19 protein-coding genes are annotated in these 12045 nt (G+C 54.9%); all 19 read right to left on the bottom strand.

What is annotated here, in order from left to right; all coding sequences use genetic code 11:
- Positions 1-48: 48 nt before the first annotated feature.
- Positions 49-711, bottom strand: a complete 663-nt coding sequence (locus tag DYY88_RS13845; protein ID WP_039727357.1) for a response regulator transcription factor — start codon at positions 709-711, stop codon at positions 49-51.
- Positions 671-1396, bottom strand: coding sequence for a hypothetical protein (locus DYY88_RS13840; RefSeq protein WP_152624681.1), 726 nt, complete (start codon positions 1394-1396; stop codon positions 671-673). Before DYY88_RS13840 ends, DYY88_RS13845 begins: the two co-directional genes overlap by 41 nt.
- 162 nt (positions 1397-1558) lie before the next feature.
- Positions 1559-1819: a hypothetical protein gene (locus DYY88_RS13835; protein ID WP_039727360.1), complete on the bottom strand. Its 261-nt coding sequence runs from the start codon at positions 1817-1819 to the stop codon at positions 1559-1561.
- A 122-nt stretch (positions 1820-1941) separates the two neighbouring features.
- On the bottom strand, positions 1942-2376 hold the full coding sequence (locus DYY88_RS13830) for an ArsC/Spx/MgsR family protein (RefSeq protein WP_039727361.1): 435 nt from the start codon (positions 2374-2376) through the stop codon (positions 1942-1944).
- Positions 2377-2544: 168 nt separating this feature from the next.
- Entirely contained in the window at positions 2545-3165 is a 621-nt protein-coding gene (locus DYY88_RS13825; protein WP_039727362.1) for a cysteine dioxygenase family protein, read from the bottom strand.
- A gap of 135 nt (positions 3166-3300) precedes the next feature.
- Positions 3301-3804 carry a hypothetical protein gene (locus DYY88_RS13820; protein WP_039727363.1) on the bottom strand — a complete coding sequence of 168 codons (504 nt, stop codon included), beginning with the start codon at positions 3802-3804 and terminating at the stop codon, positions 3301-3303.
- A 101-nt stretch (positions 3805-3905) separates the two neighbouring features.
- Positions 3906-4922 (bottom strand): cysteine synthase A, encoded by a 1017-nt coding sequence (gene cysK, locus DYY88_RS13815; RefSeq protein ID WP_044151255.1) that lies wholly within the window; start codon positions 4920-4922, stop codon positions 3906-3908.
- Position 4923: 1 nt separating this feature from the next.
- Positions 4924-5604: a class I SAM-dependent methyltransferase gene (locus tag DYY88_RS13810; RefSeq protein ID WP_084607086.1), complete on the bottom strand. Its 681-nt coding sequence runs from the start codon at positions 5602-5604 to the stop codon at positions 4924-4926.
- 439 nt (positions 5605-6043) lie between these two features.
- Positions 6044-6643, bottom strand: coding sequence for a CBS domain-containing protein (locus tag DYY88_RS13805; protein WP_052288457.1), 600 nt, complete (start codon positions 6641-6643; stop codon positions 6044-6046).
- A gap of 627 nt (positions 6644-7270) precedes the next feature.
- Positions 7271-7570, bottom strand: coding sequence for a ferredoxin III, nif-specific (gene fdxB / locus DYY88_RS13800; protein ID WP_039727365.1), 300 nt, complete (start codon positions 7568-7570; stop codon positions 7271-7273).
- 59 nt (positions 7571-7629) lie between these two features.
- Positions 7630-8160, bottom strand: coding sequence for a flavodoxin (locus DYY88_RS13795; protein ID WP_039727366.1), 531 nt, complete (start codon positions 8158-8160; stop codon positions 7630-7632).
- Positions 8161-8211: 51 nt separating this feature from the next.
- Positions 8212-8511, bottom strand: a complete 300-nt coding sequence (locus tag DYY88_RS13790) for a 2Fe-2S iron-sulfur cluster-binding protein (RefSeq protein ID WP_039727368.1) — start codon at positions 8509-8511, stop codon at positions 8212-8214.
- Positions 8512-8668: 157 nt separating this feature from the next.
- The gene (locus DYY88_RS13785; protein ID WP_039727369.1) at positions 8669-9031 is read right to left on the bottom strand and encodes a HesB/IscA family protein; all 363 of its coding nucleotides are present in this window, start codon (positions 9029-9031) and stop codon (positions 8669-8671) included.
- A 36-nt stretch (positions 9032-9067) separates the two neighbouring features.
- On the bottom strand, positions 9068-9343 hold the full coding sequence (locus tag DYY88_RS13780; RefSeq protein ID WP_039727370.1) for a hypothetical protein: 276 nt from the start codon (positions 9341-9343) through the stop codon (positions 9068-9070).
- Between the two features lie 10 nt (positions 9344-9353).
- On the bottom strand, positions 9354-10145 hold the full coding sequence (locus DYY88_RS13775; RefSeq protein ID WP_039727371.1) for a HesA/MoeB/ThiF family protein: 792 nt from the start codon (positions 10143-10145) through the stop codon (positions 9354-9356).
- Between the two features lie 143 nt (positions 10146-10288).
- Complete coding sequence (nifW, locus tag DYY88_RS13770) at positions 10289-10606, bottom strand: nitrogenase-stabilizing/protective protein NifW (protein WP_039727373.1); 318 nt, start codon at positions 10604-10606, stop codon at positions 10289-10291.
- Positions 10603-10821: a CCE_0567 family metalloprotein gene (locus tag DYY88_RS13765; RefSeq protein ID WP_039727374.1), complete on the bottom strand. Its 219-nt coding sequence runs from the start codon at positions 10819-10821 to the stop codon at positions 10603-10605. Before DYY88_RS13765 ends, nifW begins: the two co-directional genes overlap by 4 nt.
- A gap of 254 nt (positions 10822-11075) precedes the next feature.
- A complete protein-coding gene (locus DYY88_RS13760; RefSeq protein ID WP_039727375.1) occupies positions 11076-11555 on the bottom strand; it encodes a NifX-associated nitrogen fixation protein in 480 nt (159 codons plus the stop codon).
- The gene (nifX, locus tag DYY88_RS13755; RefSeq protein ID WP_039729978.1) at positions 11552-11977 is read right to left on the bottom strand and encodes a nitrogen fixation protein NifX; all 426 of its coding nucleotides are present in this window, start codon (positions 11975-11977) and stop codon (positions 11552-11554) included. Before nifX ends, DYY88_RS13760 begins: the two co-directional genes overlap by 4 nt.
- Between the last annotated feature and the right edge of the window lie 68 nt (positions 11978-12045).

The following is a 12045-nucleotide window of genomic DNA, read 5'->3' as shown; positions in this document are numbered from 1 at the left end:
GATCGGCTTGCCACACCCTAGTTCAACCGGATGATTCGGGACGCCCCCTCAATCGATCAAGCCTTCTTCGCGGGCGCGGATTTCGGTTTGAATGCGGATGTTTTTGCCCGCTTCGGGGTAGACCTCCAGGGCATCCTGCACCTTCGTCCAGTAGTGGCGGACGGTGCGTTCAGCGACGTTGATTTCTTCGGCGATCGCTTTATCCTGCAATCCTTCTTTAAAGGCGAGGCGCAACACTTCTAGCCATTCTGGCTTCACTTCAATGCCCGTGCGCATATCGCGGGGGGTATAGATTAACCCCTTCAGCGCCCAGTCCACTTTGGTCAACATTTCTTGCATGGGCAGGTTTTTGTCGGCAATGGTAAAGCCCCCCCGGTGGGCGTCGATGGCGGGTTTGAGGCGCACTAGCGATCGCACGTGAGCACTCTGCACCACGATATTCAGTTCGGGATAATCGGCCAGCAGCGATCGCAGCAGCTCAATGCCCGCATCGATTTCCGACGGTGCCCCGGAAGCTTTGGGAATCGAGAGATCGGTCATGACCAGATCGGGTAAACCGTAGCCTAAATCTTCTAAAGCCGCTTGGGCCGTCCCCGCCGTGCGAATGGTGGCATCGGGATAGGTCTTTTCTAACGCCATGACGGTGCCCCCTAAGACGGCTTCGTGATCGTCAATCACCAGGAGCTTGAGCGAGGGGGTAGGGGATGTCATGGGAGGCGCTAGCGTGAGGGTGGTCAGATGCGACGGCGATGGTAGGCTGCCACCCTAATTTTAAGAAAAAGTGTTCGGCGTGAAACACAACGTCACAAGTCGCATCGGTAAAGAGACAGAACGTATCGAGAAACGGCTGCACCGTTTGCTGAATGAGCGATGTTAATGCCGACGCGATCGCCCCTTCGTAGTGCGCGGTAAAAGTCAGCGTTTTGCAGTTGTTAGCCTCGGTCAATTGCAACTCAGTGGTGGCGGGATAGGGAGGATTTTCGGCCAACACGGGGAGCACCGCTTTGAACAACAACACCAATAATTGAGTGAGCTCTAGCGGTTCAGTTGGCCAAGTGCTCGGGCATTGGGCTTGTAACTGCAATCGCGCTTGCCAGGGCTGCAGCGTATGTTGCAACGCCAGCGGCAGCGAATCCGGGGAAAAAGGGGATTGCAGGCGATCGCAAAAATTTTCGAGCAGGCTATAAAGGCGGGTCAAATCTGCCAGATGAGGCTCACAGGTCGATAGTTCCGAAGTGTGCCCGAGGGGACAGGTGACCTCGAGCCGTCGCCGAATGGCGATGATTTCTTGTAAAACGCCGTTGCGCAGGAAGTCGGTTTCCCGGCGGATCATTTGCGCTTGATGCTGGTGCCACCACCGCAAGAGCGCTGTTGTGTCTGGGGTCGCAGTAGCCAAGCCGCCTCGGTCTCCCTCAATGCTCTTCATACAGTAACGCCAAGGTTAGCCCCCCACTTTGCATTTTTCGGCAAAGGGTAGCCAAACTACAGGGCGTATGTAAAAAGTGCTGGGTCTGAGCCTTGGTCGAGGTGTCGCTGGCTGATACGACTGTTACTCAGCTTATTCTGCGGTTGTTTCAGCCAGTTCTCGCAGATTGGCCGCAAGTTTACGCGCAATGAAAACTAAGAACTTGGAAGGTTCTTGCTGGTTGTTGTGGGCCATCGCTGCGGCTACTTGCAGCATCGTTTGCACGAGCTGAGCATTGAGCAGGTCTGGGTATTGGGCTAACACGTCGGGCTCGCTACCGGAGGGACACTGGAGCAGTTCGTCGATCAAGTTGTAGTAGGCGTCGAGTTCAGCAGTCACAGTTTGGGCAGTCATGGTCAGGGGCTCCTTGGGGGGGAAAGGGGGACTGGGAAACGGGGGAACGGGGCAGGGGGGCGGAGGGGCAAGGGGAGCAGGGGGGCAACGGAGCGAGGGGGCAGAGGGGGGAGATTAGCGAGTTAGACAGTGGCGGTGGCGGTGGGACAGGTTTCGAGGTCTTGCTGGATGAGGCGATCGCGCTTTTCTTGCTCTCCTTCCACGGCTTTTAAACCAATCCACTGATTGACCGCATCTTTGTCGAAACCCACCTCGCAGCGATCGCCCACCTGCATCAGCGGACGGCGAATCAGCAGTGGCTCTTGCACCATCAGCGCTAGAGCGGTTTCCACATCCACGCGATCGAGCTGCATCTGACCGGATTTGATGGCGGGGGCGGTGCGGTTGAAGCATTGGGCAATGGGGCGATCGCCAAAAAATTGCTGCAAGCGATCGGGCGTCCAGGGTTCGGTCAATAGGTTACGTACATCCACGGTATGGCCTGCCGCTGTGAGCAGCGCCTTTTGTTTGGTGTTGTTGATGCAGCCAGGTTTTTCGTAAAAAATGACGGTGGACATGGGGGGAATGAAGGTAGTTGGTTTGGTGGTTGGACGGGTTGTAGGGGCGAGGCATTCTCGGAACAATATTTTGGGCATGACCAACGCGTTATTTCAAAAATGCCTCGCCCCTGCGCGATGTTGATGATTTCGCAAACATATCGCCGCCAAAATGGGATGTTGATGGGATCAAAACGGTTTTGCCGTCTGGGTTTCGGGTTGATATTGAAACCGCCCCTGGGGTTGGGTATCGCCATAAAGCTGAAAGGTCAGGGAATCGGTATTGCCCAGGGTTTCGACCTGGTGGATGGCATCGGGATGAAAGCTGATCATTTCGCCAGGGCGCAGCAGATGTTCGCCTGCAATTTCAATCTGGACAGGCTGATCAGGCGCGTTGACCCGCCGCCAAAAGATGTGGCGTTCTTCGCCTTGAATTTGGAAGACCACGCCCCAGGTGCCGTGATTATGGATGGAGGTGGTCAGACCCGGTTGAGTGGTCACATTTTGGATCGTGAGCGGGTAGCCGATTTCGTCATAAAGCGTGGTGACGTTGACGCCAGTGTGGGCATTGGGTGACTCGGAGCGCGTCTTGACCCAATAGGAATTGAGAATAAATTGCCGTACCTGCCGCCGAATTTGGGGAAGGTAGTCCCACTCATCTTTTTCATGGGGAGCATTGGCCAAAATCTCCAGGATTTCTGTCAGGAACTGGTGCAGGTAGTAGGGTTCGCGCAGCAGATCCCAAGCCCGTGCCGATGGACGCGGCTGACATTGACCATCACTGGTTACGAACCAATCTTGAGCGTTCATGGTGGAGGTGGAGTGGGTGGAAGTAGGTGAGGTGAGAAAGTTTTTAATTTTGAGTTTTGAGTTTTGAATTAGGTTTTTGGTAATAATTGGACACTCAAAACTTAAAACTCAAAACTTAAAACTCAAAACTCAGGGCTAAAGTTGGAATTCGGATTGGTATGGGGTGAGGATTTTGACGAGGACGCCCGCACCGAATTCGTCTTTGTCGTCGAGGGTTTTGACGCGATCGGCGATTTCGATCGCGGCCTGGAACGCACCCCAGCGGGCGAGCATGACGCCGAGGGCGGTGTAGGCGCTGAGGTAGAGCCGAATGGCGGGGTCGAGGAGGCGGTCTTGCAGGATGGGCTGGAGATCTTCCCAGGCTTCCGGGAGGGCTTCTTGGGTGCGGATTTCTGCCATGACTTGCAGAGCGAGGCGGCGGGCCATGGCGTCTTTCTGCTTGTAGAAGAAGTAGCGGTAGGCGCTGACGAGGGTATCCACGTCGGTTTGGGGGTGGGCGAGGGCTTGCAGGATGAATTGCTCGGACTGGGCGGTGTCTTCCCAGGCTTCGACGGCGGCATGGAGGAGTTGTTTGATTTCCTCCGGGGCGTTGTACCAGGAGTAGCGATCGCCGTCAGTATCGTTCAGCAGAGCATTCATCAGAGTTTCGAAGTAATCAGTTGGGTATTCCGTAGGGGCGCATCGACGTGCGCCCCTGGCAAATGTTGGGTTTTGCTGCGCTCTACCCAACCTACAAAGCATTAGCTTTGCGCCACCAGTGCCGGGGCGGATTCGGGCGTTTTGACGTAGGGCAAATCGGCGAGAACGGAGGGTTCGCGGGCGGGCAAGTCCTGGAAGAGGACGGTGCTGAGGTAGCGTTCACCGAAGCTGGGCTGGATGGCGACGATCAGCTTGCCGGCGTTTTCGGGGCGCTGGCCGACTTTGATGGCGGCGGCGAGGGCGGCCCCAGCGGAAATGCCGGAGAGCAGTCCTTCTTCGCGGGCAAGGCGACGGCTGTAGGCCAGGGTTTCGTCGTCGCTGACCTGCACCACCTCGTCCAGCAGGTCGGTGCGCAGCACATCAGGCACGAAGCCTGCACCGATGCCCTGGATCTTGTGGGGACCGGAGTTGCCGCCGGAGAGGACAGGGCTGTTTTCCGGTTCCACCGCAATAATTTGCAGGCTGGGCTTGCGGGGTTTGAGGGTTTCGGCGATGCCCGTGATGGTGCCCCCGGTGCCAACGCCTGCGATCACGATGTCTACGTCACCGTCGCTGTCGGCCCAGATCTCCTCAGCGGTGGTCGCGCGGTGAATGGCGGGATTCGCCGGATTCTGGAACTGTTGGAGCATGTAGGCATCGGGGATCAGTTCGGCCAGTTCGGCAGCTTTGGCGATCGCCCCTTTCATCCCCTGTGATCCTGGCGTCAGCACCAGTTCGGCCCCGTAGGCGTTGAGCATGGCGCGGCGTTCGAGGCTCATCGTTTCGGGCATGGTCAGCACCAGGCGGTAGCCTTTGGCGGCGGCGACCATCGCCAGGGCAATCCCGGTGTTGCCGGAGGTCGGCTCAATCAGCACGGTCTTGCCGGGTTCGATGGTGCCCGCCTCTTCAGCGGCGCGGATCATGTTGGCCCCGATGCGGTCTTTGACCGAGGCGGCGGGGTTCATACCTTCAAGTTTGAGCACAATGCGAGACGCACAGCCCTCCGCCTGGGGAATGCGGTTGAGCTGCACGAGGGGTGTATGGCCGATGAGTTCAGTGACGTCGTGGGCAATGGGCATGTTAGTCTCCTTGTTTGCGAGCAACTATTTGGTAAAGATGCCAGTATTTGTCTTCACCAAGGGCGGTTTTGCCGGGATGTTCTTCTTCTTCAAAAAACTCAACAATGAAGGGTTGAAGCAGTTCGTCAACTTGCGATCGCGTGTGGGTCACGATGTTAGATAAAGCGGCCCAAGAATCGCGATCGCCAAACAACTGTCCCGAAAAACGACCGCCTGTTTTCAGTGAATTAACAATAACCTCCCACAGCTCAGAAAAGTGTTCAGCCGGACAAAACGGTAAGCAGAAGCTCGCGTTGATCAAATCAACTTCGGGGGGTAAGGTCAGGTCTTCAAATTTCTGGACGCGAGCCTCTAAATACGTGCGGTTCAGGTCGTTGCGCTGTCGCAATTGCTCGATTGCTTCAGCCTGTCCATCAATAGCCAGCACGCGCCAATTTTGCCGCAATAGCTCTGCTGTATCGCGCCCATTGCCACAGCCTAAATCCACTGCAAAATGGCGATTCCTATCAGGGTTAGAATTAGCTTCAGCCGTGAATAATTCTAAAGCTTTCATTAAAGTTTCGCGGGGAGGACGACCTTCCACCACTTTGTAATAACTTGACCAGCGATGCTCAAATTCCATAGAAGTTTGGGCGGGATTATCCAAGTTTGACGGTTTCCAACGTTTCCAAAAGTCACACATGGATCGCGATCGCGCAAGGCGATTACCTGAGAATGAAGTTTTTTGAAATGATCTCAATAGAAATCGGATTAGGAATTGGCAAACAGAGAGATCCCTCACCCCCCTTAAAAAGCTAATCCTGTAGGGTTTTTAAGGCTGATTTGGGAGAGCGACCTCGGTACGCTCTTGTTTGATGGCCATCCTGGCCGTCATGAACACCTCGCAGCCCTTCAACAGACGGGTGATGGAGGCAGGCTGGAAGCCTACCCGACCCGTTATTTAGGGGACTTGCGCCTGCCAGAAATTGTCTATTACGGAGGCTGAAAGGTAGGTGACATCAGGCGTCTCAGAAATCCCTACAGGATTAGCTTGACAAGAGGGCATTGAGATTCGAGTTGTGGATCGCCCCCTTGGGTAAGGGGGCAGCGACAGCGGGGGATCTCAGTTCACATAGAAGCGGCTAAACCGCGACGGGTTGAGCAGCGGCTTCGCCGAACTCGGCTTGAGCGGCTCTGGCGGGAACCATGCCTTGAATAAAGGCCAGTTCCGCTTCGATTTCGTTTACCTCTTCCCACGCCAGCTGATAGGCTTCCGTGTCGGCAGCGTTAACGGCAGAAACGGCACGGGCTTCGGCAACAGCCGCCTGGAGAGCCTTTTGCAGCAGCGGCACGCGCGGATGTTCGATAAACTCGCTGCGGTGCAGGATGTCGTTGAGAGAAACGATGCCGAGCAGTTCCCCTTGGATGACGGGGGCGCGATCGATGCCGCACTGGGCTAACAGGCGAGCCACATACTCAACCGCCAGGTCCGGATTCACGACGATGCAGGGCTTGGTCATGACTTCGTAGACTTTGACGGCTTTGGGATCTTTGCCAAAGGCCACCACCTTATTGACGATATCGGTATCCGTCACAATGCCGTAGGCATCTTCGGCGTTGCGGGGCTCAACTAATAGCGAGTGGATACCTTTGAATTTCATCAGCTTGGCAGCATCGGCAACGGTGGCTGACCCTTTAACGGTTTCAACTTCTTGGGTCATCACATCTTTAGCTTTCGTCATGGAACTATCCTCGTAACGTTAATGGGGACGAAATGTGATTAACCACGTCAACATCGAGCGTAGCTTTTGCAAGCCTCTTGGGATGAACTTGTTTCTGTGCAGGAATTGGAAAAAAGCCCAGGCACGAAGGTTTCAAAATCTAGGTTTTGGATGGACGGGGTTGATGTTGAGAGTCCGTATGGCTCTTCAGAGAAAAACAAGTTTCGGGCACAGATTTGAAGCTTGATTTCGCGTAGTTGGGTGTTTGAACTTCATCAATATTAGGAATAGGGTTTGGCGTTCTGGAAACCTCACCGCCTGCGGCACCTCTCCTTACTAAGGAGAGGTTTAGTGGCGCTCTTGTTTTGGTTTGGAAGTAGCGATCATGAACGCTCCGGTTCCTCTCCTTTTTAAGGAGAGGTTAGGTGAGGTTATCTCGAAACGTGAAATCACTATGCCTAAATACGGACGAAGTTTTGAAAGTCGAGTTTGTGCTGAAACTTGGAGATTGTTGGGCTATTCTTCGAAGGGCAAGAATAGCTGTGGCTAGCCCATGGGAATCACCCCCTTTGTGTCAGAAATTGAGTCGTGTGTGAGCAGCGAACCAGCAAGTTTAGTAACGAGACAATCGGCCAGAATCAGTCAAATTTATGTTGCCGCGAGCGGTTCATAAACGTGGCAGGCTTTGGGGCAAACGCGATCGCACGCCTGACACCCAATGCACTTCGCCGCGTTTATCACAGACATGACTTTGCGTTCAATTTCGTCGTCGTCGTCATCTTCATCGACGACCTCACCGTCTTCGTTTAGGGCGATGAGGGCCATGACACCCCGACCACAGGCTTTGAAGCAGCGGCCACAGCCGAGGCACTTGTCCTTGATGATTTCTTTCAAATACTGGGGGGTCCAGGTTTCGCCCCCAAAGGTCAATCCGGTTACAAAAGTCATGGTACAGTTCTCCTCTTTCAACGGATGCGGGATTGATACGCTCCTACCGAGTTAATTGGCTAAGCCGCGATCGCGGGAAAATCAGCCTTCAGAAGCGCTAACCAATCGGCGATGCGCTGGTCGGTTTTGTCGCTTTCATTCACTTCATCGAGGGGCAAACCGACGAATTTGCCATCGCGAATGGCAGTGGATTTTTCAAAGGTATAATCCTCTGTAGAAACGGCACCGACCAGTGTGGCACCGAGCGCTTTGAATTGGTCATAGAGAAGGCCCAAGGCACCGACAAAATGCTTGCTATGCCCTTGACAATCACCGGGACCAAAGAGTGCGATCGTTTTACCCGAAAAGTCAGGTTTTTCAACCTCCATATCAAACAACGGTTCTCGCCAATCGTTCTGAACTTCTCCCGCTCCCCAGGTCGAGCAGCCGAGCAGAAGATAGTCATATTTCAGCAGATCATCCACATCATCAAAATCTTCTTCCATGCTGTAGAGATCACAGTTGTCTTCGCCAATTTCGTCGCGGATTTTTTCGGCAATTTCTTCTGTAACTCCAGAGGTGCTGCCGTAGAAAATTCCAATTTTGGTCATTTTTCGACTCCGGGTTGCTGCAAGATTAAGACAAGGGATGAGTATTTGAACCTAGACGAGATAAGCTTCCATGTGAGTCTTGATCGTCAAATCAGAACGGGGATAAGCCGAACATAGAACAACAAAGCCTTTGGCAATTTGTTCGTCATCTAAGAAAGATTGATCCTCTTGATCGACTTCGCCTTCGACAACCTTGCCGACACAGCTAGAGCACGCTCCAGATCGGCAAGAGAAAGGCAGTTCGATGTCGTTTTCTTCAGCGGCATCGATGATATACACGTCATCATCGACTGGAATTGTGATGTCAAGCTGACGCTTTTTGTTGATGAGGCGGACTTGATAAGTTGTCATTGGTTTGGCTCCTTGGGAAAGGGGATTGGGTCTTAGGTTTTGGGTTTTAGGTACTTGGTGCTGGGTGCTAGATGGCGAGTATTAGCTCATAAGTAAAAGTTGAAAAATTCAAACAGAATCTCAACCTAATACCTAATACCTCGCACCCAATACCTATCTACGAACAAGTAACGCCTGCTGGCGTACAATCTCCGGCTTTGAAAGATTTGCCGCAGCCACAGGTATCGGTGGCGTTGGGATTGGTGAATTTAAAGCCGCTTTCTAGAAGACCTTCGACGTAATCAACTTCGATGCCATCGAGCAGTGCCGCATTGGTGGGATTGACATACAACTTGATGCGGCCATTGTCGAGAATGATGTCGTCCGCTTGGGGCGATCGCGCTAATTTCACTTCATATTCGTAGCCGCTACAGCCGCCATCGTTGACCCCAATTCTGACGCCCCGTTCGGGAGAATCCACTTTGGATTTCAGGAAGGTTCTCAAGCGGAGTTCAGCGACTTCGGTGAGGGTGATGTTCATCGGAATTCTCCTTTAGGAAATGGGGAAGGAAGGGGATTACTTGAAGGATTCTTGAGCCCGACAAAGGGTTCTTCTTAAACAGGGGCGATCGCACTGATCAGGCGTATTTTGTTTGAACCGAAATTCACAGATGGGCAGTGCCAAAAGAACGGTGACTAAAACCAGATGTAAAATCCACGAGGAACTGAAGATGAGTCCGCAAAGGGCGGCGGTGGTGAGCAAGACAAATAAGAGTTGGATGACTTCGTCATGGCGGCGGTGAGATTGGTGAAGGGCGATCGCGAAAATCGGCAACCAGACGTACCAGGGCATCGGCGTTTCCTCAGGGTGCGGCAGTGGCAAGCTGACGGTTAGCGGTCTTTTTTGGGTGGTGGGAAATGCCTCCGCAAACGGGGCAGTCGTGATCGTGGAAGGTGCGCAGTTTGGTGAACTCAGCGCGGGCGAGGTCCATCGTCAGCAGTTGGCCCAGCAGCGGGTCACCGAGTCCAGTGATGAGCTTGATGGCTTCGAGGGCGGCGAGGCAGGCGAGGGTGCCCGATACGGCTCCCAGGACGCCGAAACCCCAGCGATCCCAGTTCGGCTTTTCGGGGTAAAGGCAGGTCAGGCAGGGGGTCTGACCGGGGATGATGGTGGTCAGGTAGGCTTCCATCGAGTTCATGGCCGCTTCGACCATGGGTTTGCCGTGGCGCACGCAGGCCCCATTCAGCAAGTCCCGTTCTTTAAAGTCGAAGGCGCAGTCCAGGGCGATGTCGGCGGCTTGCACCAGCTCGTCGATGTTATCGGCGGAGACGTATTCGCAGACCGCTTCAATTTCGATGTCGGGATTCAGCGCTGCCAGGGTTTGCTGGGCTTTGTAGACGCGGGGTTTGCCGACCCAGTCATCGGTCATGAGCACCTGCCGATTGAGGTCGTCCCGAATCAGATCGCCGCCCCGCACCAGGATCAGCTTGCCAACGCCCGCCACCGCCAGGTACAGCGCCGCCGTCCCGCCGAGTCCGCCCACGCCCGTGACCAGCGCGGTCGTGTTTTTGAGCTGGAGCTGAGCCGCCTCGCCAAAGCCGGGAAGCTGCATTTGGCGACGGTAGCGATCGAGTTCGGTGGGGGAAAGGGGCATGGGGGTGTGAGGGTGTGAGGGTGTGAGGGTGGCAGGGTGGATGTTCAATGGGGTCTGTAGGGGCGAGGCATTTTCGAAATCACGTTTCGTTCAAATTCCAAATGTTTCATCGAAAATGCCTCGCCCCTACCGGGATGTTGGGCCTATTCAATCTCGATTTCGGAAACCATGACGACGTTGCTGGGGTGATCTTGGAAGACTTTGAACAGTTTTTGTTCGACGGAGGTGGAGGTGGTGAACAGGTTGTAGGCGCTGGCGAGGGCGTCGCAGGTTTGGGTGAAGGTGGTTGCGTCGGTGAGGCTGGCGGCGTCGATGTTGTTTTCGCGGATGAATTGGGAGAATTTCTTGAGGATGTGCAGGCGGTTGACGTTGACGACTTGGGGATCGAAGGGGATGCCGAAGAACTCCAGGTACTCTTCGGCTTGGCTGAGGGTGTTGAAGTTGACGAGGGTGGGGTTCATTGGTCTTGCTCCAGGGTTTTGAGTTGTTGCTTGAGGTCGCGTAGTTGGCAGAAGATGTCGAAGGTGGCAGCGGCAGCATCGGGCAGCTTTTCGAGATCGGCGGGGAGACCTTCAGCAATGTCGTGAAGGTCCATCTTCATCTGGCCGGCCTTGCTGTTGAGCCGCTTGATTTGTTTTTTCAGGGCGTCGAGGTCGGTGGGGGTGGAGGTGGGCATGGCTGGGGAGTGTGAGGGTGGCTGGGTGGTTGGGTGGTTGGGTGGCTGGGTGACTGGGTGACTGGGTGGTTGGGTGGCTGGGTGACTGGGTGGTTGGGTGACTGGGTGGTTGGGTGGTTGGGTGGCTGGGTGGCTGGGTGGCTGGGTGGTTGGGTGACTGGGTAGCTGGGTGGTTGGATCAGTTTGAGCGGGTTCGAAGATTGTCCACACCCTGCTACCCTCCTACCCTGCCACCCTCCTACCCTCACACTCTTCTACAACTCCCCCACCTCCGGGTACTTCTTCGCCAACTCAATCCCTTTCTGGACGAGTTTTTCGCCTTCGGCGCTCATCTTCTCCAAGGATGGGAAACCGAAGCGTTGGGCGTCGCGGAGGGTTTTGCTGACGAGGAGGAGGCGTCCGGCGAAGACGAGGGCCCAGCCGAAGCCTTCGTGGTTGAGGTCGATGACGACTTGGGCGAGGGAGCCGGTTTCTTGTTCGATGCAGTAGGCGATCGCTCTGTAAAAAGCCAATATCCGGCTCTTGGTTAGGGGATCGATTTCGTCTTCGAGGGGAATGTCTTTTTTGTCGGCTTTGCTGACGATGTAGGGCTTGAGCAGCAGCTCGTCGGCCCAGTTGCGGTAGGTGCCGTAGGCGTCGTTGGCGCGGATTTGCTGGACGATCGCTTTCAAAAAGGGCGAGCTATCGACCAATAGCGCTGGGGCGAGTTCGGTGGCGGTGGGGGTGGGGCTCATACGGTCACTTCCTCTTCGGTTTCGATGTAGTCTTCGTCAAAGTTGGGGGCGGCGTCCTGACGCAGGGCTTTGCGGAGCCAGGGCGGGGGGCTGCCTTTGAGGGTGATCACGAGGCGATCGAGCACTTCGGCGATGGGGATGTCGGGATCGGTGGGCTTGATCGGGGTGATGTTTTTGTTGATCAGGCGGGCGGCGGCACTGGGGCCAATGTCGGCCAGGTAGACGATGGTGCAGTCTTTGAGGGCGTTCATTTTGGGCACGAGTTTGTCTTCGTTGCCGTCTTGCTTGAGGTTGCCGCCAAAGGTCACGGTTTCGGCCAGGGTGTAGCCTTCGGTGCTGATGTCGTAGATGTCAATCTGTTTGGCGGAGCCGAAATGGGCGTTGATGTAAATCGAATCTTTGGTTGTGAATGCAATTTTCATCGGGGTCTCCTTTTGAATTTGCGTTGGGATGGATGGTGCGTTTTCGTCCAAATGTTGGTCGGGGTTGT

The organism is Leptolyngbya iicbica LK (genome assembly GCF_004212215.1).
GTDB classification, from domain to species: Bacteria; Cyanobacteriota; Cyanobacteriia; order Phormidesmidales; family Phormidesmidaceae; genus Halomicronema; species Halomicronema iicbica.
Note: the sequence above shows the minus strand (reverse complement) of the source record. Positions and strands in the feature narration are given on the sequence as shown.

What these genes read in the sequence shown, in the direction of transcription:
- DYY88_RS13845 (WP_039727357.1), bottom strand. Translation starts at nt 711, where the DNA reads ATGACATCCCCTACCCCCTCGCTCAAGCTCCTGGTGATTGACGATCAC.
- DYY88_RS13835 (WP_039727360.1), bottom strand. Translation starts at nt 1,819, where the DNA reads ATGACTGCCCAAACTGTGACTGCTGAACTCGACGCCTACTACAACTTG.
- DYY88_RS13830 (WP_039727361.1), bottom strand. Translation starts at nt 2,376, where the DNA reads ATGTCCACCGTCATTTTTTACGAAAAACCTGGCTGCATCAACAACACC.
- DYY88_RS13825 (WP_039727362.1), bottom strand. Translation starts at nt 3,165, where the DNA reads ATGAACGCTCAAGATTGGTTCGTAACCAGTGATGGTCAATGTCAGCCG.
- DYY88_RS13820 (WP_039727363.1), bottom strand. Translation starts at nt 3,804, where the DNA reads ATGAATGCTCTGCTGAACGATACTGACGGCGATCGCTACTCCTGGTAC.
- cysK (WP_044151255.1), bottom strand. Translation starts at nt 4,922, where the DNA reads ATGCCCATTGCCCACGACGTCACTGAACTCATCGGCCATACACCCCTC.
- DYY88_RS13810 (WP_084607086.1), bottom strand. Translation starts at nt 5,604, where the DNA reads ATGTGTGACTTTTGGAAACGTTGGAAACCGTCAAACTTGGATAATCCC.
- DYY88_RS13805 (WP_052288457.1), bottom strand. Translation starts at nt 6,643, where the DNA reads ATGACGAAAGCTAAAGATGTGATGACCCAAGAAGTTGAAACCGTTAAA.
- fdxB (WP_039727365.1), bottom strand. Translation starts at nt 7,570, where the DNA reads ATGACTTTTGTAACCGGATTGACCTTTGGGGGCGAAACCTGGACCCCC.
- DYY88_RS13795 (WP_039727366.1), bottom strand. Translation starts at nt 8,160, where the DNA reads ATGACCAAAATTGGAATTTTCTACGGCAGCACCTCTGGAGTTACAGAA.
- DYY88_RS13790 (WP_039727368.1), bottom strand. Translation starts at nt 8,511, where the DNA reads ATGACAACTTATCAAGTCCGCCTCATCAACAAAAAGCGTCAGCTTGAC.
- DYY88_RS13785 (WP_039727369.1), bottom strand. Translation starts at nt 9,031, where the DNA reads ATGAACATCACCCTCACCGAAGTCGCTGAACTCCGCTTGAGAACCTTC.
- DYY88_RS13780 (WP_039727370.1), bottom strand. Translation starts at nt 9,343, where the DNA reads ATGCCCTGGTACGTCTGGTTGCCGATTTTCGCGATCGCCCTTCACCAA.
- DYY88_RS13775 (WP_039727371.1), bottom strand. Translation starts at nt 10,145, where the DNA reads ATGCCCCTTTCCCCCACCGAACTCGATCGCTACCGTCGCCAAATGCAG.
- nifW (WP_039727373.1), bottom strand. Translation starts at nt 10,606, where the DNA reads ATGAACCCCACCCTCGTCAACTTCAACACCCTCAGCCAAGCCGAAGAG.
- DYY88_RS13765 (WP_039727374.1), bottom strand. Translation starts at nt 10,821, where the DNA reads ATGCCCACCTCCACCCCCACCGACCTCGACGCCCTGAAAAAACAAATC.
- DYY88_RS13760 (WP_039727375.1), bottom strand. Translation starts at nt 11,555, where the DNA reads ATGAGCCCCACCCCCACCGCCACCGAACTCGCCCCAGCGCTATTGGTC.
- nifX (WP_039729978.1), bottom strand. Translation starts at nt 11,977, where the DNA reads ATGAAAATTGCATTCACAACCAAAGATTCGATTTACATCAACGCCCAT.